This window comes from Paraburkholderia sp. GAS38 (assembly GCF_050434965.1).
Lineage (GTDB): Bacteria > Pseudomonadota > Gammaproteobacteria > Burkholderiales > Burkholderiaceae > Paraburkholderia > Paraburkholderia phenazinium_A.
In genome coordinates this window covers 1-21,307 of sequence record NZ_JBNDJO010000010.1, presented here as the reverse complement: position 1 = coordinate 21,307, position 21,307 = coordinate 1, and the positions used below count along the sequence as shown (strand labels likewise).

Annotated in this window: 22 protein-coding genes and 1 riboswitch; of the genes, 16 read left to right on the top strand and 6 right to left on the bottom strand. The window is 64.2% G+C overall.

From position 1 onward, the window contains the following. Window positions 1–61 precede the first annotated feature (61 nt). The 3 genes from P3T42_RS22395 to P3T42_RS22385 all read left to right on the top strand — a co-directional run bounded on the left by P3T42_RS22395 (window position 62) and on the right by P3T42_RS22385 (window position 2,210). Window positions 62–841 carry a DeoR/GlpR family DNA-binding transcription regulator gene (locus P3T42_RS22395; RefSeq protein WP_074300732.1) on the top strand — a complete coding sequence of 260 codons (780 nt, stop codon included), beginning with the start codon at window positions 62–64 and terminating at the stop codon, window positions 839–841. Between the two features lie 324 nt (window positions 842–1,165). Then, window positions 1,166–1,363, top strand: coding sequence for a hypothetical protein (locus tag P3T42_RS22390; RefSeq protein ID WP_074300733.1), 198 nt, complete (start codon window positions 1,166–1,168; stop codon window positions 1,361–1,363). Window positions 1,364–1,559: 196 nt separating this feature from the next. After that, a complete protein-coding gene (locus tag P3T42_RS22385) occupies window positions 1,560–2,210 on the top strand; it encodes a TetR/AcrR family transcriptional regulator (protein ID WP_429307409.1) in 651 nt (216 codons plus the stop codon). Window positions 2,211–2,266: 56 nt separating this feature from the next. Here the strand turns inward: P3T42_RS22385 and P3T42_RS22380 are convergent, their stop codons facing one another. Continuing rightward, the gene (locus P3T42_RS22380) at window positions 2,267–2,641 is read right to left on the bottom strand and encodes a hypothetical protein (RefSeq protein ID WP_074300735.1); all 375 of its coding nucleotides are present in this window, start codon (window positions 2,639–2,641) and stop codon (window positions 2,267–2,269) included. Window positions 2,642–2,819: 178 nt separating this feature from the next. Here P3T42_RS22380 and glpD point away from each other — a divergent pair, with 178 nt between their 5' ends. From glpD to P3T42_RS22360, 4 genes are all read left to right on the top strand, one after another. Then, the gene (glpD, locus tag P3T42_RS22375; protein WP_429307408.1) at window positions 2,820–4,379 is read left to right on the top strand and encodes a glycerol-3-phosphate dehydrogenase; all 1,560 of its coding nucleotides are present in this window, start codon (window positions 2,820–2,822) and stop codon (window positions 4,377–4,379) included. Between the two features lie 265 nt (window positions 4,380–4,644). Then, window positions 4,645–6,144: a glycerol kinase GlpK gene (gene glpK / locus P3T42_RS22370; protein WP_074300736.1), complete on the top strand. Its 1,500-nt coding sequence runs from the start codon at window positions 4,645–4,647 to the stop codon at window positions 6,142–6,144. Window positions 6,145–6,254: 110 nt separating this feature from the next. Then, complete coding sequence (locus P3T42_RS22365) at window positions 6,255–6,962, top strand: MIP/aquaporin family protein (protein ID WP_074300737.1); 708 nt, start codon at window positions 6,255–6,257, stop codon at window positions 6,960–6,962. A 118-nt stretch (window positions 6,963–7,080) separates the two neighbouring features. Beyond that, on the top strand, window positions 7,081–7,767 hold the full coding sequence (locus P3T42_RS22360; protein ID WP_429307284.1) for an HAD family hydrolase: 687 nt from the start codon (window positions 7,081–7,083) through the stop codon (window positions 7,765–7,767). An 82-nt stretch (window positions 7,768–7,849) separates the two neighbouring features. Here P3T42_RS22360 and ribB read toward each other — a convergent pair whose 3' ends face one another. From ribB to P3T42_RS22345, 3 genes are all read right to left on the bottom strand, one after another. Then, a complete protein-coding gene (gene ribB, locus P3T42_RS22355) occupies window positions 7,850–8,569 on the bottom strand; it encodes a 3,4-dihydroxy-2-butanone-4-phosphate synthase (protein ID WP_429307283.1) in 720 nt (239 codons plus the stop codon). A gap of 142 nt (window positions 8,570–8,711) precedes the next feature. Continuing rightward, window positions 8,712–8,895: riboswitch (FMN riboswitch) on the bottom strand. A 111-nt stretch (window positions 8,896–9,006) separates the two neighbouring features. Continuing rightward, window positions 9,007–9,693 (bottom strand): helix-turn-helix domain-containing protein, encoded by a 687-nt coding sequence (locus tag P3T42_RS22350; protein ID WP_074300740.1) that lies wholly within the window; start codon window positions 9,691–9,693, stop codon window positions 9,007–9,009. Between the two features lie 145 nt (window positions 9,694–9,838). Then, window positions 9,839–11,011 carry an MFS transporter gene (locus tag P3T42_RS22345; RefSeq protein ID WP_429307282.1) on the bottom strand — a complete coding sequence of 391 codons (1,173 nt, stop codon included), beginning with the start codon at window positions 11,009–11,011 and terminating at the stop codon, window positions 9,839–9,841. Between the two features lie 119 nt (window positions 11,012–11,130). Here P3T42_RS22345 and P3T42_RS22340 point away from each other — a divergent pair, with 119 nt between their 5' ends. From P3T42_RS22340 to P3T42_RS22300, 9 genes are all read left to right on the top strand, one after another. Further along, window positions 11,131–12,102, top strand: a complete 972-nt coding sequence (locus tag P3T42_RS22340; RefSeq protein ID WP_074300742.1) for a LysR family transcriptional regulator — start codon at window positions 11,131–11,133, stop codon at window positions 12,100–12,102. A 150-nt stretch (window positions 12,103–12,252) separates the two neighbouring features. Then, a complete protein-coding gene (miaB, locus tag P3T42_RS22335) occupies window positions 12,253–13,638 on the top strand; it encodes a tRNA (N6-isopentenyl adenosine(37)-C2)-methylthiotransferase MiaB (RefSeq protein ID WP_429307281.1) in 1,386 nt (461 codons plus the stop codon). Between the two features lie 33 nt (window positions 13,639–13,671). Next, a complete protein-coding gene (locus P3T42_RS22330) occupies window positions 13,672–14,733 on the top strand; it encodes a PhoH family protein (RefSeq protein WP_074300744.1) in 1,062 nt (353 codons plus the stop codon). A gap of 31 nt (window positions 14,734–14,764) precedes the next feature. Further along, on the top strand, window positions 14,765–15,226 hold the full coding sequence (gene ybeY / locus P3T42_RS22325; protein ID WP_074300745.1) for an rRNA maturation RNase YbeY: 462 nt from the start codon (window positions 14,765–14,767) through the stop codon (window positions 15,224–15,226). Window positions 15,227–15,244: 18 nt separating this feature from the next. After that, complete coding sequence (locus P3T42_RS22320) at window positions 15,245–15,919, top strand: gamma-glutamylcyclotransferase (RefSeq protein ID WP_429307280.1); 675 nt, start codon at window positions 15,245–15,247, stop codon at window positions 15,917–15,919. Between the two features lie 205 nt (window positions 15,920–16,124). Then, window positions 16,125–17,021, top strand: a complete 897-nt coding sequence (locus tag P3T42_RS22315; protein WP_074301761.1) for an HlyC/CorC family transporter — start codon at window positions 16,125–16,127, stop codon at window positions 17,019–17,021. 34 nt (window positions 17,022–17,055) lie between these two features. Next, window positions 17,056–18,726: an apolipoprotein N-acyltransferase gene (lnt, locus tag P3T42_RS22310; protein ID WP_429307279.1), complete on the top strand. Its 1,671-nt coding sequence runs from the start codon at window positions 17,056–17,058 to the stop codon at window positions 18,724–18,726. Window positions 18,727–18,965: 239 nt separating this feature from the next. Further along, window positions 18,966–19,307, top strand: coding sequence for a helix-turn-helix domain-containing protein (locus tag P3T42_RS22305; RefSeq protein WP_429307278.1), 342 nt, complete (start codon window positions 18,966–18,968; stop codon window positions 19,305–19,307). A 79-nt stretch (window positions 19,308–19,386) separates the two neighbouring features. Further along, window positions 19,387–19,686, top strand: a complete 300-nt coding sequence (locus P3T42_RS22300; RefSeq protein ID WP_429307277.1) for a SymE family type I addiction module toxin — start codon at window positions 19,387–19,389, stop codon at window positions 19,684–19,686. Here the strand turns inward: P3T42_RS22300 and P3T42_RS22295 are convergent. After that, on the bottom strand, window positions 19,683–19,955 hold the full coding sequence (locus tag P3T42_RS22295; protein WP_429307276.1) for a hypothetical protein: 273 nt from the start codon (window positions 19,953–19,955) through the stop codon (window positions 19,683–19,685). The two genes, P3T42_RS22300 and P3T42_RS22295, sit on opposite strands and share 4 nt — an antisense overlap. An 11-nt stretch (window positions 19,956–19,966) precedes the next feature. Beyond that, on the bottom strand, window positions 19,967–21,307 hold a 1,341-nt coding region (locus tag P3T42_RS22290), incomplete at its 5' end, for an RHS repeat-associated core domain-containing protein (protein WP_429307275.1).

Genomic DNA, 21,307 nt, shown 5'->3' with positions numbered 1-21,307 from the left:
CGCTCGCTCCTGGCGCTGGTTGCCGCATCCGGCGCCGACGCAATCACCTGACCCGAGACACATGACCCGAGACCCCCGCCTGACCCTCAACGCACGTCAACAGGAACTGCTCGAGTGGGTGCAACGCGACGGCTTCGTAACCGTGGACGACCTGGCTGCTCACTTCGACGTCACCCCACAAACGATCCGGCGCGACGTCAACTGGCTCGCCGACATGAACCTGCTGCGCCGCTACCACGGCGGCGCCAGCCTGCCCACCAGCTCCGAAAACGTCTCGTACACCGCGCGGCAACGCATGTTCCATGACGAAAAGCGGCGCATCGCGACACTCGTGGCCACGCATATCCCCGATCAGGCGTCGCTGTTCATCAACCTGGGCACCACCACCGAAGAAGTGGCGCGCGCGCTGAACCGCCATCGCGGACTGCGCGTGATCACCAACAACCTGAACGTCGCCAGCATGATGAGCGGCTATCCGGACTGCGAGGTGCTGGTGACGGGCGGCATCGTGCGGCCGTGGGACAAGGGCATCGTCGGTGAGCTGGCGATCGATTTCATCCGCCAGTTCAAGGTGGATTTCGCGATCATCGGCACTTCGAGCATCGAAACCGACGGCACGCTGCGCGACTTCGACACCCGCGAAGTGCGGGTCGCCGAGGCGATCATCGAGCACGCGCGCACGGTGTTCCTCGCCACGGACCATTCGAAGTTCGGCCGCCCGGCGCTGGTCCGCCAGGGCCATCTGAACCAGATCGACGCGCTTTTCACGGACGCCGCTCCGCCCGCCGACATGACTGAAACGCTGGCGGCGGCCGGCACTCAGGTCTATGTCGCGGAGTGAGGGGTTGACCGAATCTGCCAGCCGGAAAACGCCATCGCGGCTTTGCTGCAGCGCACGCCAAACCTCGAGTGAAATCAAGGATTTGCCCGCCCGTCCAGACCGCCTCTGAAGGGCCGGATTGTCAAATGGAAAATTTTCGGGGGACGATTTGGGGTTCAGTGTGCGGTTGACTACACTCCAGTTCCCCGACGCCATTTTTCACGGCGCGCCGGTTCGAATTGCTGTTGCTCCCACCTGATCCTGTCGCGGATCGCGCTGCGCCTGCCGCCCCGCTGGCCAGTCGCCCCCAGGGCCGTCCGCGCAAAGCCTGACATGGAGAGAACGATGCTGAGTCCGCATGAATTCGCCACGTTGTTGCTCGTCAAGGATGCTCCCAATCAGGTCGACATGGATCGAGAGGAACTGGATGCGCTGTTCGAACGACAGCTCGTTCAACTCGAAAAGCTCGCCTCGGGCCTGAAACAGTGGCGCGTCACGGACATCGGCGATACGGCAATCCGGGCGATCAAGCGTCTTTCCTAGTGCGTCGGCGTGCCGAGGCGCACAACGCCAGCCAGGCGATCGGTCCGCGCTCCGTCTGCGTGGACCGGGCGCGCGCCCATGCGCTAACGCGCGTCACGCCCATCCAATCATTCTCCGATCCGATTCCCGCTCTGTTTTGTTGTGCCCGCTTGATTTACGCAGTAAATTGACGCGATGGACCGATGCGTCATCCGGCATGCCCAAGACACTCTCCGACGAAGACATTCACCAGTTCCGCGAAGCCATGCGCCGCATTGCCGAGAACGCGTTCGCCACGCGCGGCGCGCAGGGCGTCACGATGCGCGAGCTGGCCAGGGAACTGGGCTGCAGCGCCATGACGCCCTACCGGTATTTTCGCGACAAGGACGAGATCCTTGCGATGGTGCGGGCCGCGGCGTTCACCCGCTTTGCGCAGCGCCTGGAAGCGGCCGTGCTCGCGGCTGACCCCGCCAACAGGGGGACGGTGCTGAGCGACGCCTACGTTCTGTTCGCCCTGGATGAACCGCACGCGTACCGTCTGATGTTCGATGTGGCCCAGCCGGACGATGCCGCCCACCCGGAACTTGCCGCCGCCTCGCAACGCGCATGGCGCCTGCTGGGCGCGCATTTCGAACCGCTCGTGGCGGCTGGGCGCCTTGAAGGGGATCCGCGGCTGATTGCCTACGCCTACTGGGCAAGCCTGCATGGCTTTGCGATGTTGGCGCTCGCTAACCAGTTGCCGCCGCCCGAAGGGCAGCAGAGCGCGCCGGAAAGTGACGCGCATCCGGGGCCGAGCCGCGAAGCCGTGCTCGCGCAGCTGCGAAAGATGCTATGGCGGGGCGCGCTGGCTCAGCCGGCGTCGAAGTAACCGCTCACCTGTCCAGTGCTCCCGGCTCACCACCCGCGTGCCGTACCGCTAGCCGCTCAACCACTGCGCAAGGTCGGATCAACCGCCGCCCGCCAGCTCAGCGCCCTCGCCCGCTGATCCAGGAAATACGCCGCCCATTGATTACGCGCCTGCGGATCGCTGCTCGCGCCGAGCGTCGAGTAGTGCTGCGCGATCGAAGTCTGGAAGGCGCAGTAATCCGCCGTCGATACCTTGCCGCGCCGGTTGGCGATATACGCATCGTAGAAGGTCGTGTAGACCGACTGCGCGTCGTTGCCGTAGTCCACCGGCGCCGCGCTGCACATCTGCTGCAACGCGGCGAACGAGGGCGCGCCCAGACTGCCGTTGAGGCTCGGTGTGCTGACGCATCCCACCAGCAGCGCCGTCACGCCAGTTACCCAAAGTCCCCGCATATTTCACCTCGACATGGCTATTGCCATGAGTATCGTCGGTGGCAGACCGTTGCGCCACACCCTCGGACTAATGTTCATACAACTCGAACTTTACTTTTTCGATTTTGTTCATTAAAGTTCGAAAACGAACACTATCGGTTCGATAGGTTTTCTTTACATGACGCAGAGGACACAGCAGGTGACGCAAGGCTCTAGATACGATTTGCTCGTCGTGGGCGGCGGGATCAACGGCGCCGGCATCGCTCGCGACGCCGCGGGGCGCGGCCTGTCCGTGTTGCTCTGCGAACAGGACGATCTGGCGGCACATACGTCGTCGGCCAGCACGAAACTGATCCACGGCGGACTGCGTTATCTCGAGTACCGCGAATTCGGGCTGGTGCGCAAAGCGCTGCAGGAACGCGAAACGCTGCTGCGCGCGGCGCCGCACATCATGTGGCCGCTGCGTTTCGTGATGCCCCACATGCCGAACCTGCGGCCCGCCTGGATGATCCGCGCCGGCCTGTTCCTCTACGATCACCTCGCCCGTCGCGAACTGCTGCCGCCTTCGCGCGGCATCGACATGCGCCGCCATCCGGCCGGCGCGCCGCTGGTCGAATCGATCCGGCGCGGCTTCGTGTATTCGGATGGCTGGGTCAACGACGCGCGGCTCGTCGTGCTGAATGCGCTCGACGCCGAAGAACACGGCGCGACGGTGCTGACGCGCACCAAGCTCGTCAACGCCGTGCGAGCCGGCGGCGAATGGCATGCGCAACTGCGCCGTGCCGACGGCACCCAGCTCGACGTGCGCGCCGGTGCGATTGCGAACGCCGCCGGCCCGTGGGTGGGCGAACTGCTGCATGGCGCGCTGGGCCGCGACGCGAACCATAGCGTGCGCCTCGTCAAGGGCAGCCATATCGTCACGAAGCGCCTGTTCGAACACGATCACGCCTACATCTTCCAGAATCCGGACAAGCGGATCATCTTCGCGATCCCTTACGAGCACGACTACACGCTGATCGGCACCACGGACATCGAATACCGCGGCGACCCTGCGCAGGTTGCGATCACCGCTGACGAAACGCAGTACCTGTGCGATTCGATCAACCGCTATTTCAAGCAGCAGATCACGCCGGCCGACGTGCGCTGGACCTACTCGGGCGTGCGTCCGCTGCTCGAGGAAGAAGGGGCGGACAACCCGTCGGCCGTCACGCGCGACTACCGCCTCGAACTCGACGCGCCCGCCGGCGAAGCGCCGCTGCTGTCGGTGTTCGGCGGCAAGATCACAACCTTTCGCAAGCTTGCCGAAGAAGCCGTCGACGAACTCGGCCGCGCCCTGCACAACCCGGCTCCGGCCTGGACCGCCGGTGCGCCGCTGCCCGGCGGCGATATCGCTCAAGCGAATTTCGAACGCTTCCTCGCGCAGTTCAAGCAGCAATACCCGTGGCTGCCCGCCGATCTCGCGCACCGCTATGCGCGCGCGTACGGCACACGCGCCAAAAGCGTGATCGGCCAGGCGCACTCGCTTGCCGAACTCGGCCGCGCCTTCGCGCCAGGACTTTACGAGGCCGAACTGCGCTATCTGCGCGACACCGAATGGGCCCGCAGCGCGCAAGACGTGTTGTGGCGCCGCTCGAAGCTCGGCCTGCACGTCGAGCCCGGCACGCTGGCGAGCGTCACGCAGGGCATCGACGACTGGTTCGCCAGCTCGCCCGTCGAACGCAAACCGCTCAGGCAAACCACGGCGAGCCAGCACGCTTAGGTAAACATAGGACATACACGTGGCACGGATGAGTATGTGCCATGCATAGGGACACATTAGAACCCGTCAGTACAACCAGGCACTAATCAGCCCATTGCGTCCAACGCAGACGCGATCGGCACACGGCACAGATAACACCGCATTCCGGCGCGCAACCCGGCAACCGGAATGCACGAAGCCACGGCAGTTGCAGCATCTAAAAAACAACAAGCCGTTCCCGTTGCCGGATCGTCGATCCGGTGATTCATAACATGGAGAAGAGACAATGCAGGATCAGTACATCCTCGCGCTCGACCAGGGCACCACCAGCTCGCGCGCGATGCTTTTCGACCGTCAGGGCAACGTTATCTCGACGGCCCAGAAGGAATTCCAGCAAATCTATCCGCGTCCGGGCTGGGTCGAACACGACCCGCAGGAAATCTGGTCGACCCAGGCGGGCGTCGCGGCCGAGGCCGTCACGCGTGCCGGGATGAACGGTACGTCGATTGCCGCCATCGGCATTACGAACCAGCGCGAAACCACGATTGTCTGGGATCGCGAAACCGGCCATCCCATCTACAACGCCATCGTCTGGCAGGACCGCCGCACGGCCGACTTCTGCGATGAACTCAAGGCTCAGGGCCTCGAAGAGAAAGTCCGCGCCAAGACCGGTCTGCCGATCGACTCGTATTTCTCGGCCACCAAGATCCGCTGGATTCTCGACAACGTCGAAGGCGCGCGGGAAAAGGCCAAGCAAGGCCGTCTCGCGTTCGGCACCGTCGACAGCTGGCTGGTGTGGAACTTCACCAAGCACGGCCTGCACGTCACCGACGTCACCAACGCGTCGCGCACGATGCTCTTCAACATCCACACGCTGCAGTGGGACGACGAACTGCTCCAGGCGCTCGACATTCCGCGCAGCATGCTGCCCGAAGTGCGTCCGTCGTCGGAAGTCTACGGTCCCACCAAGACCACGGTGTTCGCCTCGAAGATCCCGCTCGCCGGTATCGCAGGCGACCAGCACGCCGCGCTGTTCGGCCAGATGTGCACGCGCTCGGGCATGGTGAAGAACACCTACGGCACAGGCTGCTTCCTCGTGATGAACACCGGCGACAAGCCGATCGAATCGAAGAACAACCTCGTCACGACGATCGCCTGGCAGATCGGCGACCAGATCAACTACGCGCTCGAAGGCAGCATCTTTATCGCCGGCGCGGTGGTGCAGTGGCTGCGCGATGGGCTGGGCATCATCAAGAGCGCGGCGGACATCGAAACGCTCGCGCGCAGCGTGCAGCACAGCGACGGCGTGTACCTGGTGCCGGCCTTCGCGGGTCTCGGCGCGCCGCACTGGAATGCACGCGCACGCGGCACGCTGTTCGGCGTCACGCGCGGCACGACCTCGGCGCATATCGCGCGGGCTGCGCTCGATTCGATCGCCTACCAGTCGCTCGACGTGCTGAAGGCGATGGAAGCCGACTCGGGCATCCGCATCGGGGAGTTGCGCGTCGACGGCGGCGCCTGCGCGAACAATCTGCTGATGCAGTTCCAGGCCGACATCCTCGGCGTCGACGCTGTCCGTCCGAAGGTCAGCGAAACGACCGCGCTCGGCGCAGCGTACCTGGCGGGTCTCGCGGTGGGCTACTGGAAGGACGTCAACGAGCTGCAGAGCCAGTGGGCGCTCGATCGCCGCTTCACGCCGGATCTGGAGCCGGGCGAGGTCAAGAGCAATCTGGCCGGCTGGCAACGCGCGGTCCGCGCGGCGAAAGCCTGGGCCGATACGCCGTGATCGTTCGTTCTGACACACGCCGAGGGGCGTGTCTCCATTGACACAGCATTGAGGCCATGAAGCCGCGTCCGAGGCGGCTTCCCTAACAAATATATTTTGGAGAACAAATCATGTCACCCTATATTGCCGAATTCATCGGCACAGCGATGCTCGTCCTGTTGGGCAACGGGGCCGTCGCCAACGTATTGCTCGCCCGCACCAAAGGCAAGGGTGCCGACCTGATCGTCATCGTGATGGGCTGGGCGATGGCGGTCTTCATCGCGGTCTTCATGACGGCGTCGTTCAGCGGCGCGCATCTGAATCCGGTCGTGACGATCAGCCTCGCGCTGGCCGGCAAGTTCGCGTGGAGCAAGGTGGGCGGCTATATCGCGGCGCAGATGCTCGGCGGCATGGCGGGCGCGGGCCTCGTGTGGATGGCTTACCGTCAGCACTTCGAGAAGGAAACGGATGCCGACATCAAGCTCGGCGTGTTCTGCACGGCGCCGGCAATTCGAAGCGCCCCGCATAACTTCCTGACCGAAATGATCTGCACTTTCGTGCTGATTCTCGGCGTGCTGTATCTCGCTTCGCCGCAAGTCGGGCTCGGTGCGCTGGATGCACTGCCGGTGGGCCTGCTGGTGCTCGGCATCGGCATTTCGCTCGGTGGCCCGACGGGCTATGCGATGAGCCCGGCACGCGATCTGTCGCCGCGTCTGATGCACGCGCTGCTGCCGATTCCCGGCAAGCGCGACAGCGACTGGCGCTATGCATGGGTGCCCGTGATGGGCCCGCTCGCCGGCGGTGCGGCTGCCGCATGGATCTACCTGCACGTCCATTGATGCTCATACCGGCCGGGAGCGAAACGGCCGCGCAGACGCCGACAAAGCACGTATCATGATGCTTTAAAGTTTGCGCACGGGCCTCGCGGCCTACGCGCCTCTCGCTCCCTGTTCCGGCATGATCGATCATCTCATCTGTGACTGCGACGGCGTTCTCGTCGACAGCGAAGTTATCGCTGACCACGTACTCCTCGAAACGCTCTCGGCCACCTTCCCCGGTCTCGACTTCACCAGCGCCGTGAAGACGGCGTTCGGTCAGCAGACTTCGCGCTTTCTCGAAGGTATCAAGACGTCGTTCGACATCGAACTGCCTGCCGATTTTCTCGAGACGGTCGAGCACAACGTCGAACTCGCGCTCAGTTCGAAACTCACCGCGGTGGGCGGCGTGCGCGACGCGCTGCAGCGGGTGTCGTTGCCGGCAGCGGTCGTCTCGAATAGCCGTATGAAGCGCGTGCAAGCCTCGGTGCGGCGCGCCGGGCTGCAGCAGGTGTTCGGCGAACGTGTCTTCAGCGCCGAGCAGGTGGCGCGGCCCAAGCCCTACCCCGATGTCTATCTGTTCGCCGCGCAACAACTGGGCGTGGAGCCGGCCAAATGTCTGGTGGTTGAAGACAGCGTCGCCGGTCTGAACGCCGCACGCGCGGCCGGCATGAAGACGATCGCGTTCGTCGGCGCGAGTCATATTCCGGAAGGCTATGCGGATGCGCTGCGCAAGATGGGCATGACCCGCATCATGGAGCATATGGACGAACTGCCGGCGCTCGTCGAAGCCGGCGTGCGCGGCGAGTTCGGGGAAGTGCAGTCTTAAGGTGCCGGCCCGGGTGGCAGTGTGAAGGGCAAAACCCACGCTCGCCGATCGTGCGCGGGCTCTGCCCTGCATCACACCTCCATCACGCTTCGTCCACGCAGCACTCGCGCGCCGCCGCCAGCGCGGCACGGAATTCCACCAGTTCGGCAATCGTCAGCATCGGCAGATTGTGTTGCGCCGCGAAGCGCTCGACATCCGCGCCGCGCGTCATCGTGCCGTCTGCGTTCATCAATTCGCATAGCACGCCGGCAGGCCGGAGACCGGCGAGAATCGCCAGATCGACCGTGCCTTCCGTATGGCCGCGCCGCGCCAGCACACCGCCGGGCGACGCGCGCAGCGGGAACACGTGACCAGGACTGACGATATCGGTCGGCTTGGCGTTCTCGGCAATCGCGGCACGAATCGTCGTCACGCGATCCGCTGCTGAAACGCCGGTCGTCACGCCTTCACGCGCTTCGATCGACACCGTGAACGCCGTACCGTGACGGCTCTCGTTGCGGGCGGCCATCGGCGGCAAATGCAGCGCGCGCACCTTGTCGTCGGGCAGGCACAGGCAGACGATGCCGCTGCACTCGCGGATCAGCAGCGCCATGGTCTCGTTGGTGAGCCGCTCGGCGGAGACGATCAGATCGGCTTCGTTCTCGCGGTCGTGGTCGTCCTGCAGGACCACGGCGCGGCCATCGCGCATGGCTTGCAAGGCAGCGGCGATGCGCGGCGGAGCCGGTTCGCTGGCGAGCTGGGGGAGATCGGCGAACGCATCGTCTGCAATCGTCGAAGGGGCAGGAAAAGTAGTCAAGGACATGTGAAACGCTCTCGCAAAAGTTGGGCGAAAAACGTTTCAGGGCATTGCAAACAGGCAGCACTCGCCCCGGCGGACGTTCAACGGAACGCCCACGCTCCGCCCAGAAATGCGGGCAGCGCAACGGGGACCGACATGACTATCTGCACATCTTCTTCCATCCGGACTATGACCGTCGGCTCTGGCATCGCACCAGATCTGCTGACCCCGCTGCGCCTCCGATCCTCTGAAGACATTCACAACGCGGGCGCTCGCGGGCTCGCCGGCAAGCGCGATTGCGCTGCCTGCATACCGCCGGTGGGGAATTTCACCCCGCCCTGAAGACGCACTGATTGCCGGAATTTCCGGCAGGTGAAGCATACAACAGCCACGCTCGGTCTGCAGCGCAGCGGGTACGGATTAGAAAGGCACCTCGCGTACGAGTACGCGGGCCGGCGCCATCAAACCGGCGCGGCGTGGTGCCGAGCCGCATCGTGCGGCACATCCCAGCGCGGCGGCGTTTCCGCATTCAGCGTGACGCGAAACGCGCGCGCTTCGGTGTCGCCGGGATTGCGCAGGCTATGCGGCTGGTCGGCGTCGAACACGATCGCGTCGCCGGTGGCCAGCAACTGGCGCTGATCGTGCACGCTGACTTCCAGCGTGCCCTCGCTCACCACCAGATTGACCGTCGTACCGGGCGCACGGCGGATGCCCGGCTCGGTATGCAAGGGCGCAATGCGTAGCTCATGGAATTCGGCGGTCGCCGGTTCCGCATCGGGATACAGCGGCCGCGCGGAATAACGGCCGTTCGAGCTGACGAGGCGAGTCGCCCGGTCGGCGGGCAGGTGTTCGAAACCGTTGGTGGCATGACGGCGCAGGAACGCGGCAACCGAGACCTTCAGCGCCGCGGCGACCTTGCACAACACCTTGATCGACGGCACGCTGCGAGCCGATTCGATCTGCGCCAGCATCGCACGCGAGACGCCCGAGGCGCGGGCCAGCGCATCGAGCGACAACTGCCGCTCAGCCCGCAAGCGGGCCAGATTGACACCGACCAGATGTTCCAACGCATCGAAGGGTTCCGCGGCCCGCGGCCCTTCGAGAGCGTCACTCGCGGGATCGCGAACCAGCGCAAGCGGGGAATGCATGAGTGCCTCCAGTAGCGCCGCCACATGGCGGGCAAAGGGTTAGTGGAGGCAAGATAGCACCGCGATTCGTTACGCCCAACGAAGTTATCTTCACACTGTTATCAGTATTGCGGAGGACGTTTCTGGCAAAGCTTGTGCCGAATCTTCATATCGCCTCGCCGACCGCGCCCTTACGGACCGGCGCATCCATGCGCGCCGCCAGCCAGGTGAGCAGCAGCGCCGCGAGGGAGACGACCGCGGCCACCCAAGGCAGCGCGTCGAGCCCCATGCCGTGGCCGATCGCCAGCCCGCCAAGCCATGCGCCGCCCGCATTGCCGAGGTTGAAAGCGCCGATATTCAGCGTCGACGCCAGGTTCGGCGCAGCCGTGGCCTTCTCGACCACGCGCATCTGCAACGGCGGCACCGTCGCAAACGCGGCGATTCCCCAGACGAAAATCGTCATCGCGGCGGCCACCTGCGAATGGCTGGTGCGCGTGAAGATCGCCATCACCACGGCGAGCGCCAGCAGAATGCCCATCAACGACGGCATCAGCGCGCGGTCGGCGAGCTTGCCGCCCACGGTGTTGCCGATCGTCAGGCCCACGCCGAACAGCACCAGGATCAGCGTGACGCCGCGCGGCGAGAAGCCGCTTACCTGCTCGAGGATCGGCGCGATGTAGGTGAACACGACGAACACGCCGCCGAAGCCCACGATCGTCATCGCCAGCGCCATCCATACCTGCGGGTCTTTCAGCACGCGCACTTCGTGGGCAAGGCCGGCCGGGCCGGTGTCGTGTTTGTTCGGCACCAGCGCGGCGATGCCGGCGAGCGATGCCACGCCGAGCGCCGCCACCACCCAGAACGCCGTGCGCCAGCCGAATTCCTGGCCGATGAAGGTGCCGAACGGCACGCCAAGCACATTGGCGAGCGTGAGGCCGGTGAACATCAGCGCAATCGCACTGGCGCGCTTTTCCTGCGGCACCAGCGACGCGGCGACCACCGCGCCGATGCCGAAGAACGAGCCGTGCGCGAACGACGTCACGACCCGCGCAATCATCAGCACGGAGTAGTCCGACGCCACCGCGCACAGCACGTTGCCGACGATAAACACGCCCATCAGCAACTGCAACGCGAGTTTGCGCGGCATCTTGCTGGTCACCACGGCGAGCAGCGGCGCGCCGACGGCGACGCCCAGCGCGTAGCCGCTCACCAGCAGACCCGCGGACGGAATCGACACCGCCAGATCGCGCGCAACCTCGGGCAGCAAGCCCATGATCACGAACTCGGTGGTGCCGATGGCAAAGGCGCTAATCGCTAGCGCAAGAAGGGGAATAGGCATCGCAGAAGTCCGGCTTGCGGGCCGGCCAGAGAATTTCAGTAGGCGCATTGTCCCGGCTGCACGTCAGTTTGAGAATGGGCGTAGCATTTGAAGCATTATCAAATTATTTTGAAGAATGGATGGATAACCTCGGCGACATCCGCCTCTTCGTCGAAGCGGCGCAGTTGGGCAGCCTGTCGGCGGCCGGGCGCAAGCTGGGCCTGACGCCGGCGGCCGCCAGCGCCCGTCTGACGAAGCTCGAAGCCGGCCTGAAGGCGCGCCTGTTCGAGCGCACCACCCGGCAGTTGCGCCTCACCGACGAAGGCCGCCTGTACCTGAACTGCTGCCGCCAGGCGCTGAGGGCGCTCGACGACGCCGAGGCCCTGCTGCAGGCGGGTCAAAATGTGGTGCGCGGCAAGGTGCGCATCTCGGCCACCTCGGACTTTGGCCGCAACCTGCTGATGCACTGGCTCGACGAATTCAACCTGCTCTACCCCGAGGTGACGTTCGCGCTGACGCTGTCGGACTCGCTCTCGAACCTCGTGCAGGAAGACATCGACCTCGCGATCCGCTTCGGCGTGCCGCAGGACAGCTCGCTGATCGCCCGGCCGCTGGCGCCCAACCGGCGTGTCCTGTGCGCCGCGCCCGAGTACATCGCGCGGCGCGGCGAGCCCAGGGACCCGCTCGATCTGGCGCGCTTCGACTGCATCGTGCTCGGCACGGCGTCCGGTCCCGTCAACGAATGGCGCTTCACGCGCGGCGAGGAGATCCAGCACTACACGGTGCCGCTCGAGACGGCCCGCGAGACCAACGACGGCGCGGTCGCCCGCGAATGGGCGCTGCGCGGCTACGGGATCGTGGTGAAGTCGATGTGGGACGTGGAAGCGGATCTGCGCTCGGACGGCCTGAAAGTCCTGCTACGCGACTGGCGGTATCCAGATGCGCCGCTGCACGCGCTGTACCACCGCAACCGCTTCATGGCGCCGCGCGTGCGGGTGCTGCTGGATTTTCTGGCCGAGCGTTTCGCCCAGGTGTCCGGCGAGCTGGAGGCCCTGCTCGGCCTGCCGGCGCTCGGGCCGCTGAATCAATCCGCGCGCGGCGAAGGGCTATAATATTCGCCTACGCTGTCAACGTGCCGCTCATACCTTGCCACAGCCGCCTTCGGCTTCGGCCCTCGCGCCGCGCCTCGGTCCGCACACGTTTTCGCCTCTCTTCACTCTTAACGACGCCCCCAGATTAATCACTGCGACCGGCGAAACTCGATGACCAAGAAAGTTTATGTAAAGACCTACGGCTGCCAGATGAACGAGTACGACTCCGACAAAATGGTCGACGTACTCGGTGCGGCCGAAGGCCTCGTCAAGACCGACACCCCGGAAGACGCGGACGTCATTCTCTTCAACACCTGCTCGGTGCGCGAAAAAGCGCAGGAAAAAGTCTTCTCCGAACTCGGCCGCGCGCGCGAGCTGAAGGAAGCGAATCCGAATCTGATCATCGGCGTGGGCGGCTGCGTGGCGAGCCAGGAAGGTGCGTCGATCGTCGCCCGTGCGCCGTATGTGGATGTGGTGTTCGGCCCGCAGACGCTGCACCGTCTGCCGCAGATGATCGACAAGCGCCGCGAAAGCGGGCGCCCTCAGGTCGACATCTCGTTCCCGGAAATCGAAAAGTTCGACCACCTGCCGCCGGCGCGCGTCGACGGCCCGAGCGCATTCGTCTCCATCATGGAAGGCTGCAGCAAGTACTGCAGCTACTGCGTCGTGCCGTACACGCGCGGCGAAGAAGTGTCGCGCCCGCTCGACGACGTGCTGACCGAAATCGCCGGCCTCGCCGACCAGGGCGTGCGCGAAGTGACGCTGCTCGGCCAGAACGTGAACGCTTACCGCGGCGGCCTCACGCTCGGTTCGTCTGAGATTGCGGACTTTGCGACGCTAATCGAATACGTCGCGGAGATTCCCGGCATCGAACGCATCCGCTACACCACGTCGCATCCGAAGGAATTCACGCAGCGCCTGATCGATACCTACGCCAAGGTGCCGAAGCTCGTCAGCCACCTGCACCTGCCGGTGCAGCACGGCTCCGACCGCATCCTGATGGCGATGAAGCGCGGCTATACCGTGCTCGAATACAAATCGGTGATCCGCAAGCTGCGCGCGATCCGCCCGGACCTGTCGCTGTCCACCGACATGATCGTCGGCTTCCCCGGCGAGACCGAGGAAGACTTCGACAAGATGATGACGCTGATCCACGAGATGCAGTACGACACCAGCTTCTCGTTCATCTACAGCCCGCGCCCCGGCACGCCGGCCGCGAACCTGCACGACGACACGCCACGTGAAGTGAAGCTCAAACGCCTGCAACATCTGCAGGCTACGATCGAGGAAAACGTCGCCCGCATCAGCGAGTCGATGGTCGGCAAGGTCGAGCGCATTCTGGTCGAACGGCCCGCGCGCAAAGACCCCAACGAACTCGCCGGCCGCACCGAAAACAACCGCGTGGTGAATTTCCCGGTGCCGCCGGCATCGCACGCGCGGCTGATCGGCCAGATGGTAGACGTGAAAATTGTCCAGGCGTACCCACATTCGCTACGTGGCGAGCTCGTGATGGTGCATGACCCGCTGTACAACGACGCGCCGGCCACGACCCATTAAGCGCACTGAAACCGACAGGATCGATCCACCGCCTTGAAGACCACTCAGCAGCATCTGGAATTCACCGCACCGCGCGAAGACAACGCGCGGCTCGCCAACCTCTGCGGCCCGCTCGACGAAAACCTGCGGCAGATCGAGCAGGCGCTCGATGTCACGCTGCAACGCCGCGGTCACCGCATCTCGATCCGCGGCCGGGGCGCGAAGCTGGCGCTCACCGCCCTCGAAAACTTTTACAACAGCGCGCGCGATCCGCTGTCGGTCGACGACATCCAGCTTGCGCTGGTCGAGTCGCGCCATCCCGCGCGCGGCCGCAGCAACGGCGCGGAGAGCCCGGACGCGCGCTTTCGCCACGACCCGGATCATCCGTTCGACGAACCGGCCGACACCGGCGACGAAGACCTCGAAGCGCTCGGCCCCAAGCTGTACACACGCCGCGCCGATCTGCGCGGCCGCACGCCGGCGCAGCGCGAGTATCTGAAGCAGATCATCGCGCACGACGTGACCTTCGGCATCGGGCCGGCGGGCACGGGCAAGACGTATCTGGCAGTGGCCTGTGCGGTGGACGCGCTGGAGCGCGATCAGGTCAAGCGTATCGTGCTGACGCGTCCCGCCGTGGAAGCCGGCGAGCGGCTCGGCTTTCTGCCGGGCGATCTCGCACAGAAGGTCGACCCGTATCTGCGGCCGCTGTACGACGCGCTGTACGACCTGCTCGGCTTCGACAAGACCGCAAAAATGTTCGAGCGCCAGATGATCGAGATCGCGCCGCTCGCCTATATGCGCGGACGCACGCTGAATCACGCGTTTATCATTCTGGACGAGGCGCAGAACACCACGCCGGAGCAGATGAAAATGTTCCTGACGCGGATCGGCTTCGGCTCGAAGGCCGTGGTCACCGGCGACACGACCCAGGTCGACTTGCCGCGCGGTCACAAGAGCGGGCTGATCGAAGCGCAGCAGGTGCTGTCGAACGTCCGTGGGATTGCGCTCACGCACTTTACCAGCGTCGACGTGGTGCGGCATCCGCTGGTGGCGCGCATCGTGGAGGCTTACGATGCACACTCGCAGAAGAACGCCAACCCGGCCGATGCGCGTTGAATCCGCTTAAAACGCTACGACACCAGGACGCATGAGCCGCACCCCGAAACTGACGCTGAACCTGCAATTCCCCGCCGCCAAGGCCTGGCCGGAGCACAAGGCGATTCTACCGCGTGCTACCGTGGCCGGCTGGATCAAGGCAGCGCTCTTTGCCGATGCGGAACTGACCGTGCGCCTCGTCGACGCGGAAGAAGGCCGCACGCTGAACCGCACCTATCGCGGCAAAGACTATTCGACCAACGTGCTGACCTTCGCCTACGCCGAATCGGAAGACGATCCGGTCACGGGCGATCTGATCCTGTGCTGCCCGGTGGTCGAGAAGGAAGCCGCCGAGCAGGGCAAGCCGCTCGCCGAGCACTACGCGCATCTTCTGGTGCACGGCACGCTGCACGCGCAAGGCTACGATCACGAGGTCGAAGAGGAAGCGCAGGAAATGGAAGCCATCGAAACCGAGATCCTCGCCAAGCTCGGCTTCCCCGACCCCTACCAATAGCCGCCTGAACAATCCGCCGTGAGCGCCCCTTTCCCCGAACCCGACGACGACCGCCCGCCCTGCCCCGGCTACCCGCCGGCGCTCGGCGAATCGCGGCTCCTGACGGACGAGGAACTGCACGCCTCGCTGGAATGCGCCCTGCGCGACTGGGACCGGAAAAGCGACCTGTGGCTGTTCGGCTATGGCTCGCTGATCTGGAACCCGGGGATGCCAACAGTCGAAGGTACGCGCGCCAAGGTGCATGGCTATCACCGCGGACTGTACCTTTGGTCGCGGGTAAACCGCGGCACGCCGGAGCAGCCGGGGCTCGTGCTGGCGCTCGACCGCGGCGGCTCGTGCACCGGCATTGCGTTCCGGCTGGCCGCCGAGGGCGCGATGCCGCACCTGGAAACCTTGTGGCGCCGCGAAATGGCAATGGGCTCTTACCGGCCGGCCTGGCTGCCGTGCAATCTCGCCGATGGCCGGCGCGTCGACGCCCTCGCCTTCGTCATGCGCCGCGACGTGCCGAGCTACACCGGCAAGCTGGCCGATGAGATCGTGCAGACGGTGTTCGGCTGCGCCTGCGGCCGCTACGGCACGACGCTCGACTACGTCAGCCGCACTGTGACGGCGCTGCGCGAAAGCGGCATGCCGGACCGCGCGCTCGAAGCGCTGCTGGCGCGCTGCCGGGAAGCCGGCAGCGACGGCGGCTGAGTCGCCTTACACCCGGCTTTCCGCCGCCGATTTTTGCTCCAATGCGCATCGGCCGTCTTTATCCGTTAGGATTGACCCAAGCCCCCCGACCATGCGAAGTGGCCGTTGACTCGCCGGCGAGCCCGGCGGGACACGGTCCTGCCATGTGCGTGGTGTATCCTTAATGCTCTGCAACAGCGCGCCCAGTCTTGCCGGGCGCACCACCATGAACGACACGTATCCCAGTCGACACCGAACTAGCGACAAACCACAGGAAAAACGCTCCCTGCTTGAGCGTCTGACCGACTTCATCTCGCCCGAGCCCGAATCCCGCGGCGAACTTCTGGAAATCCTGCAGGACGCCCATGAGCGCAACCTGATCGACGCGGATTCGCTGTCGATGATCGAAGGGGTTTTCCAGGTCTCCGAACTCTGCGCCCGCGACATCATGATTCCGCGCGCCCAGATGGACGCGATCAACATCGCGGAAACGCCGGCGGAATTCATCCCTTACGTGCTGGAGAAGGCGCACTCGCGCTATCCCGTCTACGAGGGCAATCGCGACAACATCATCGGCGTGCTGCTCGCCAAAGACCTGCTGCGCTATTACGCAGAAGAGGAATTCGACGTGCGCGGCATGCTGCGCCCGGCCGTGTTCATTCCGGAGTCCAAGCGCCTGAATGTGCTGCTGCACGACTTTCGCGTGAACCACAATCACATCGCGATCGTCGTCGACGAATACGGCGGCGTCGCGGGCCTGATCACGATAGAAGACGTGCTGGAGCAGATCGTCGGCGACATCGAGGACGAGTACGATTTCGATGAAGAAAGCGGCAACATCATCGCCTCGCCGGACGGCCGCTACCGCGTGCGTGCGCTGACCGAAATCGAGCAGTTCAACGAAGCATTCGGCACGCACTATTCGGACGAGGAAGTCGACACCATCGGCGGGCTCGTCACGCATCATTTTGGGCGCGTGCCGCATCGCGGCGAGAAGGTGCGCATCGACGACCTGATCTTCGAGATCCTGCGCGGCGACGCGCGGCAGATCCACATGCTGCTGGTGCGCCGCGACCCGCTCGCGGGCCAGCGCGAGCGCGAAGCGCAGCACGTGCAGACCTGAGTTCTTCCCTTTCCTTAACACCGACCGCGCAATAATGGCCGACCCGATCACTTCCCGTCTGCGCCGTAGCGTGACGTCCGCCGTCGCGCAAGCGCCGGGCCGGACCTTGCCGCGCTGGCATTACCTCGTCGCACTGATCGCCGGTGCGGCGAACACGCTTTCGTTCGCACCGACGCCGCACGGCGGTTGGCTCGAACTGGCGATCTTTGTGTTTTTCTTTGCGTGGCTCACGCGCACTAACGGCTGGAAAAGCGCCGCCTTGACGGGTGGTGCGTTCGGCTTCGGCAACTACGTCACGGGCGTGTGGTGGCTGTACGTCAGCATGCACGACTACGGCGGAATGGCAGCGCCGCTCGCGGGGGCGGCGCTGGTGCTGTTCACGTTGTATCTCGCGGTGTATCCGGCGTTGGCTGCGGGCGTGTGGTCGTTTTGCGCCGGTCATGCACGCAACGGCACGCTCGACGACAAGCCGTTTTCTCCGACGTGGCACGGTGCGTTTGCGTTCGCCAGCGCGTGGGCGGTTAGTGAATGGCTGCGGGGCTATGTGTTCACTGGATTTCCGTGGTTAGCGAGCGGTTATGCGCAGGTGGACGGGCCGCTGGCGGGGTTTGCGCCGGTGGCCGGTGTGTATGGCGTGGGCTGGATGCTGGCGCTGGTCGCGGCGTTGATCGTGCAGGCGCTGGTGCGTCTGCGTGAGCCTGCGGAAGCGCGTAACGGCGCCACGCGCGTGGCTCGTGTCGTGCCTGCGGGGATGGTGGCGATTGTTCTGATCGCGGCTGGCATGTTGCTGCCTTTGGTTGCGTGGACGATTCCGGCCAATGCGCCGCTTAACGTGCGGCTCCTGCAAGGCAACGTCAAGCAGGAGATGAAATTCGAACAGGCCGGCATGATCGCCGCCATCAACGAATATCAGCAGATGATTACGGCGAAGCCCGCCGATCTCGTAGTGACGCCGGAGACGGCGATTCCTGTGTTCATCCAGGAGCTGCCGGACCCGTTTGCGATCGCTGTTCGTCACTTTGTGGATACGACCGGGACGTCGGTTTTGTTCGGCGCGCTGGGCGGCACGATTACGCCTGATGGTCACCTGACTGATGTGACCAATAGCCTGTTCGGCATCACGCCCGGCTCGCGTGAGTTGTACCGCTACGACAAGCATCATCTGGTGCCGTTTGGCGAGTTCGTGCCTTGGGGCTTTCACTGGTTCGTGGCGATGCTGAATATTCCGCTCGGGGATCTGGCGCGTGGGGTGCCGGTGCAGAAGCCGTTCCTCGTGCATAACCAGCCGGTGGCGGTCGATATCTGCTACGAGGATATTTTCGGCGAGGAGATTGCAAGATCGATTCGTGAGAGCGATACGCCGGCGGGGGTGTTGGTTAATTCCACTAATCTGGCGTGGTTTGGCGACACGATCGCTCTTGACCAGCATCTGCAGATTGCGCGGATGCGCTCGCTCGAGACCGGACGGCCGATGCTGCGGGCGACTAATACCGGCACTACAGCTGCTATTGATGCGCATGGGAACGTGTTGGCGCGGCTTGCGCCTTATACGGTAGGGGCGATTGATGTCACCGTGCAAGGGACCTCGGGGAAGACGCCGTATGTGAGCAGTGGGAATAATACGGTGCTGGCTGTTTCGCTGCTTTTGCTGGCGTTTGGGTTTGCGTTTGGGCCGGGGGGACGGCGGGGGAAGAGGGGTGGGTAGACGGCCTTGTGAGATCGGCCCGATTGGAACAACGCGGAAAACAGCGCGGGGTGGACCCGCCCCTACACCGTCTTTGATTCCGTGCACAGTATCGTTATCTCAGATATCCAGATCCAGCCGTCCAGCGTAGTAATCAGCCTGCCCGCGGGGTAACTTCCCTGCCCGCCTGAGCGCCGCCTCCTGTTTCAGGTTTTCGCGGGGATATGATCGGGGCGTTCTCGACCCACTGGTTTTCTACTATGAGCATCGCCGCACGACTCGCCACCCTGCGCAAGCAGAAGGGCCTGACACAGCAGGCACTGGCCGACGCCATCGGCCTGCACATCACCCAGATCAAGCGCTATGAAGCCGGTACCTCGCAACCTTCCCTGGAGGCTATCAAGAAGATCGCCAGGACCTTGCGTGTGACCACCGATTCCCTGATTTTTGAGGAGGAGGAGCTTGAGGCTGACGCCGATCTGACCATGCAGTTCCAGGCCATCGCCAGCATGCCAAAGAAACAGCAGGCCGTTATCAAGCAACTGCTCGAAGGCATGATCATCAAGTACGAGGCCGAACGATGCTCGTCCAGACTGAAGTGATGTAAACGCAGCGCGGGCGATGAGTGCTACCAACACTCACCGCCCGCTGACCACCACTAACTCGCACAAGGAGTTGATCATGGCTGATGCCAATCATAAAGCACGTCCACCCGTCACCGAACGGTCTGTCACCATCCAGGAATCCTGGCGCTATCAGAAACCGGCACGCCTGCCCTTCCATATGTGCAAGGAACCGGCCACCTTTCCGTGGATGAAGCTCTCCGGACGATGGATCGAGACCGCCGGTTTCGAGCCCGGACAGCGCGTACGTATCACCAACACCAGAAGCTCCTTATTACGCCGCTTTGAATACAGAAGGGCCGCTCGCGCGGCCCTTCGTTCACGTAACGACGTTAGATCATCGGAGCGCGGCAATTAAACGAGTTGAACCAGCCTTCCGGCCACTCTTCGCGCTCGCTCAACATCTGCCTGCAATCCCATCTGTTCTGTCTCTGCCCATAACAGATATTTGATCACGTCCTCAACCGACTGCCTTTGCGCAATGAGCGCGCAAACCTTGGCGACATAGGCGTCGTATTCATCCTTCGCGGCATCTTCCCCCCCGATACCTATTGGATCCCACTCACGAAGCAGAACCTCTTTGACTGCATCCTGCAAGGCTTGGCTATGCCGCTGTTTTCCGCTCATCGGTTGCCCCTCTATTGGCCCCAAACCGTTACAACCCGACCTGCTGGGTTCAGCACTACAACGGCACCGGCCCCCGTGTACCTGGTAGTCCCATTCGATCGCTCGGTAACGCTGATTGGATTGTTCACCGCGTCGCACATAGCGCCCGGTGAAACACCTCGGTTAATAGCCTGATTCAAGCCATGCCGCGTAAATCCCGTGATTATCCCTGCCTCACCAAAGGGATCACTGAACTGAAGCGGATTCCCAGCCACATAAGCATACGCATTCGTCTGCCCACTCGCCCAGCCGATCGGGTCTTCACTGATGAACCTTGCGGTCGCTGGGTTGTAGTAGCGATTGCGGTAGTAATACACCCCCGTCCCATCATTCTCCCGCCCGGTGTACTGCTGCGAATTCACATCCGCGGCACCCGCCGGCGTCGTCACCCCATACGGCTGGTACCTGTACTGCGTCTGGCTCTGCTGGTTCGCATCGGTCAGCGCAATCACATTGTTATTCGCATCGCGCAGCACATAGCGATCCCCACCCGCATCATCCCCAACCCGCCGGTACGTCAGCTCATCCAGTCCACCCTCCGGGTACGGCGAGAACACGCGAATCCGCCTTGACCAGTCGTTATCCGGAATCGTGAAGCTCAGCTCGTCGCCAATCCAGAACGACTGCATCCGGTGGCCATTGACCGTCTGGTCCCGGCGACGCCCGGACATGTCATAGCTGAAGCTCGCCGTCACCGCACCGCTGATCTGTCCCAGCAGGCCCTGCGCGTTCCAGCTGTACTGGTTCGCCCCGTCGCTCGCGAGACTGCCGTTCAGGTCGTAGGTGTAGGCCATGCCCGCCCAGCGCGTGAGCTGGTTCGCGCCGTTGTACTGCGCGTCGCTCACCGCCTGCGGCAGGTCCACCTTCGCCAGGCTCCCGCCTGCCCTCGTGCGACGCCCCGCCGCGTCGTAGCCATACGTCAGCTCGCCCAGCACGCTGCCGTCCGCGCGCCTGTACGTGATGCCCGTCAGCTGGCTGGCCGCATCCCACGCGTAGTCCGCCGTGATGCCATTGGCCAGCGTCGCGTGGCTGCGCCGCCCGAGCGCGTCGTAGCCGTAGCTGAACGTGCGCACGTCGTGGTTGAGCTGGTACTGGATCTGCGTGACCCGGTGCTCCGCATCGCGGCTGTAGTCCACCGTCGCATCGCTCATCTCCATGCGCGACAGGTCGCGGCTGTCCGGCGCATAGCGCAGCCACACCGTGCCCTGCTGGCTCGCATGGTCGAACCAGCCGTTGAGGTAGCCCGTCACGCTGTCGTAGTAGCGGTACGTCGCCGTGGGGGCCTGGCCGTCGCCCGCGTCCGTACCCAGTTG

Bases quoted from the DNA above. Each gene is read 5' to 3' on its own strand.
- P3T42_RS22295 (WP_429307276.1), bottom strand. From the start codon at position 19,955: ATGAGCGGAAAACAGCGGCATAGCCAAGCCTTGCAGGATGCAGTCAAA.
- P3T42_RS22390 (WP_074300733.1), top strand. From the start codon at position 1,166: ATGCTGAGTCCGCATGAATTCGCCACGTTGTTGCTCGTCAAGGATGCT.
- P3T42_RS22340 (WP_074300742.1), top strand. From the start codon at position 11,131: ATGGATAACCTCGGCGACATCCGCCTCTTCGTCGAAGCGGCGCAGTTG.
- P3T42_RS22385 (WP_429307409.1), top strand. From the start codon at position 1,560: ATGCCCAAGACACTCTCCGACGAAGACATTCACCAGTTCCGCGAAGCC.
- P3T42_RS22350 (WP_074300740.1), bottom strand. From the start codon at position 9,693: ATGCATTCCCCGCTTGCGCTGGTTCGCGATCCCGCGAGTGACGCTCTC.
- glpK (WP_074300736.1), top strand. From the start codon at position 4,645: ATGCAGGATCAGTACATCCTCGCGCTCGACCAGGGCACCACCAGCTCG.
- P3T42_RS22360 (WP_429307284.1), top strand. From the start codon at position 7,081: ATGATCGATCATCTCATCTGTGACTGCGACGGCGTTCTCGTCGACAGC.
- P3T42_RS22395 (WP_074300732.1), top strand. From the start codon at position 62: ATGACCCGAGACCCCCGCCTGACCCTCAACGCACGTCAACAGGAACTG.
- P3T42_RS22315 (WP_074301761.1), top strand. From the start codon at position 16,125: ATGAACGACACGTATCCCAGTCGACACCGAACTAGCGACAAACCACAG.
- lnt (WP_429307279.1), top strand. From the start codon at position 17,056: ATGGCCGACCCGATCACTTCCCGTCTGCGCCGTAGCGTGACGTCCGCC.
- P3T42_RS22365 (WP_074300737.1), top strand. From the start codon at position 6,255: ATGTCACCCTATATTGCCGAATTCATCGGCACAGCGATGCTCGTCCTG.
- P3T42_RS22345 (WP_429307282.1), bottom strand. From the start codon at position 11,011: ATGCCTATTCCCCTTCTTGCGCTAGCGATTAGCGCCTTTGCCATCGGC.
- ribB (WP_429307283.1), bottom strand. From the start codon at position 8,569: ATGTCCTTGACTACTTTTCCTGCCCCTTCGACGATTGCAGACGATGCG.
- ybeY (WP_074300745.1), top strand. From the start codon at position 14,765: ATGAGCCGCACCCCGAAACTGACGCTGAACCTGCAATTCCCCGCCGCC.
- P3T42_RS22300 (WP_429307277.1), top strand. From the start codon at position 19,387: ATGGCTGATGCCAATCATAAAGCACGTCCACCCGTCACCGAACGGTCT.
- P3T42_RS22380 (WP_074300735.1), bottom strand. From the start codon at position 2,641: ATGCGGGGACTTTGGGTAACTGGCGTGACGGCGCTGCTGGTGGGATGC.
- miaB (WP_429307281.1), top strand. From the start codon at position 12,253: ATGACCAAGAAAGTTTATGTAAAGACCTACGGCTGCCAGATGAACGAG.
- P3T42_RS22305 (WP_429307278.1), top strand. From the start codon at position 18,966: ATGAGCATCGCCGCACGACTCGCCACCCTGCGCAAGCAGAAGGGCCTG.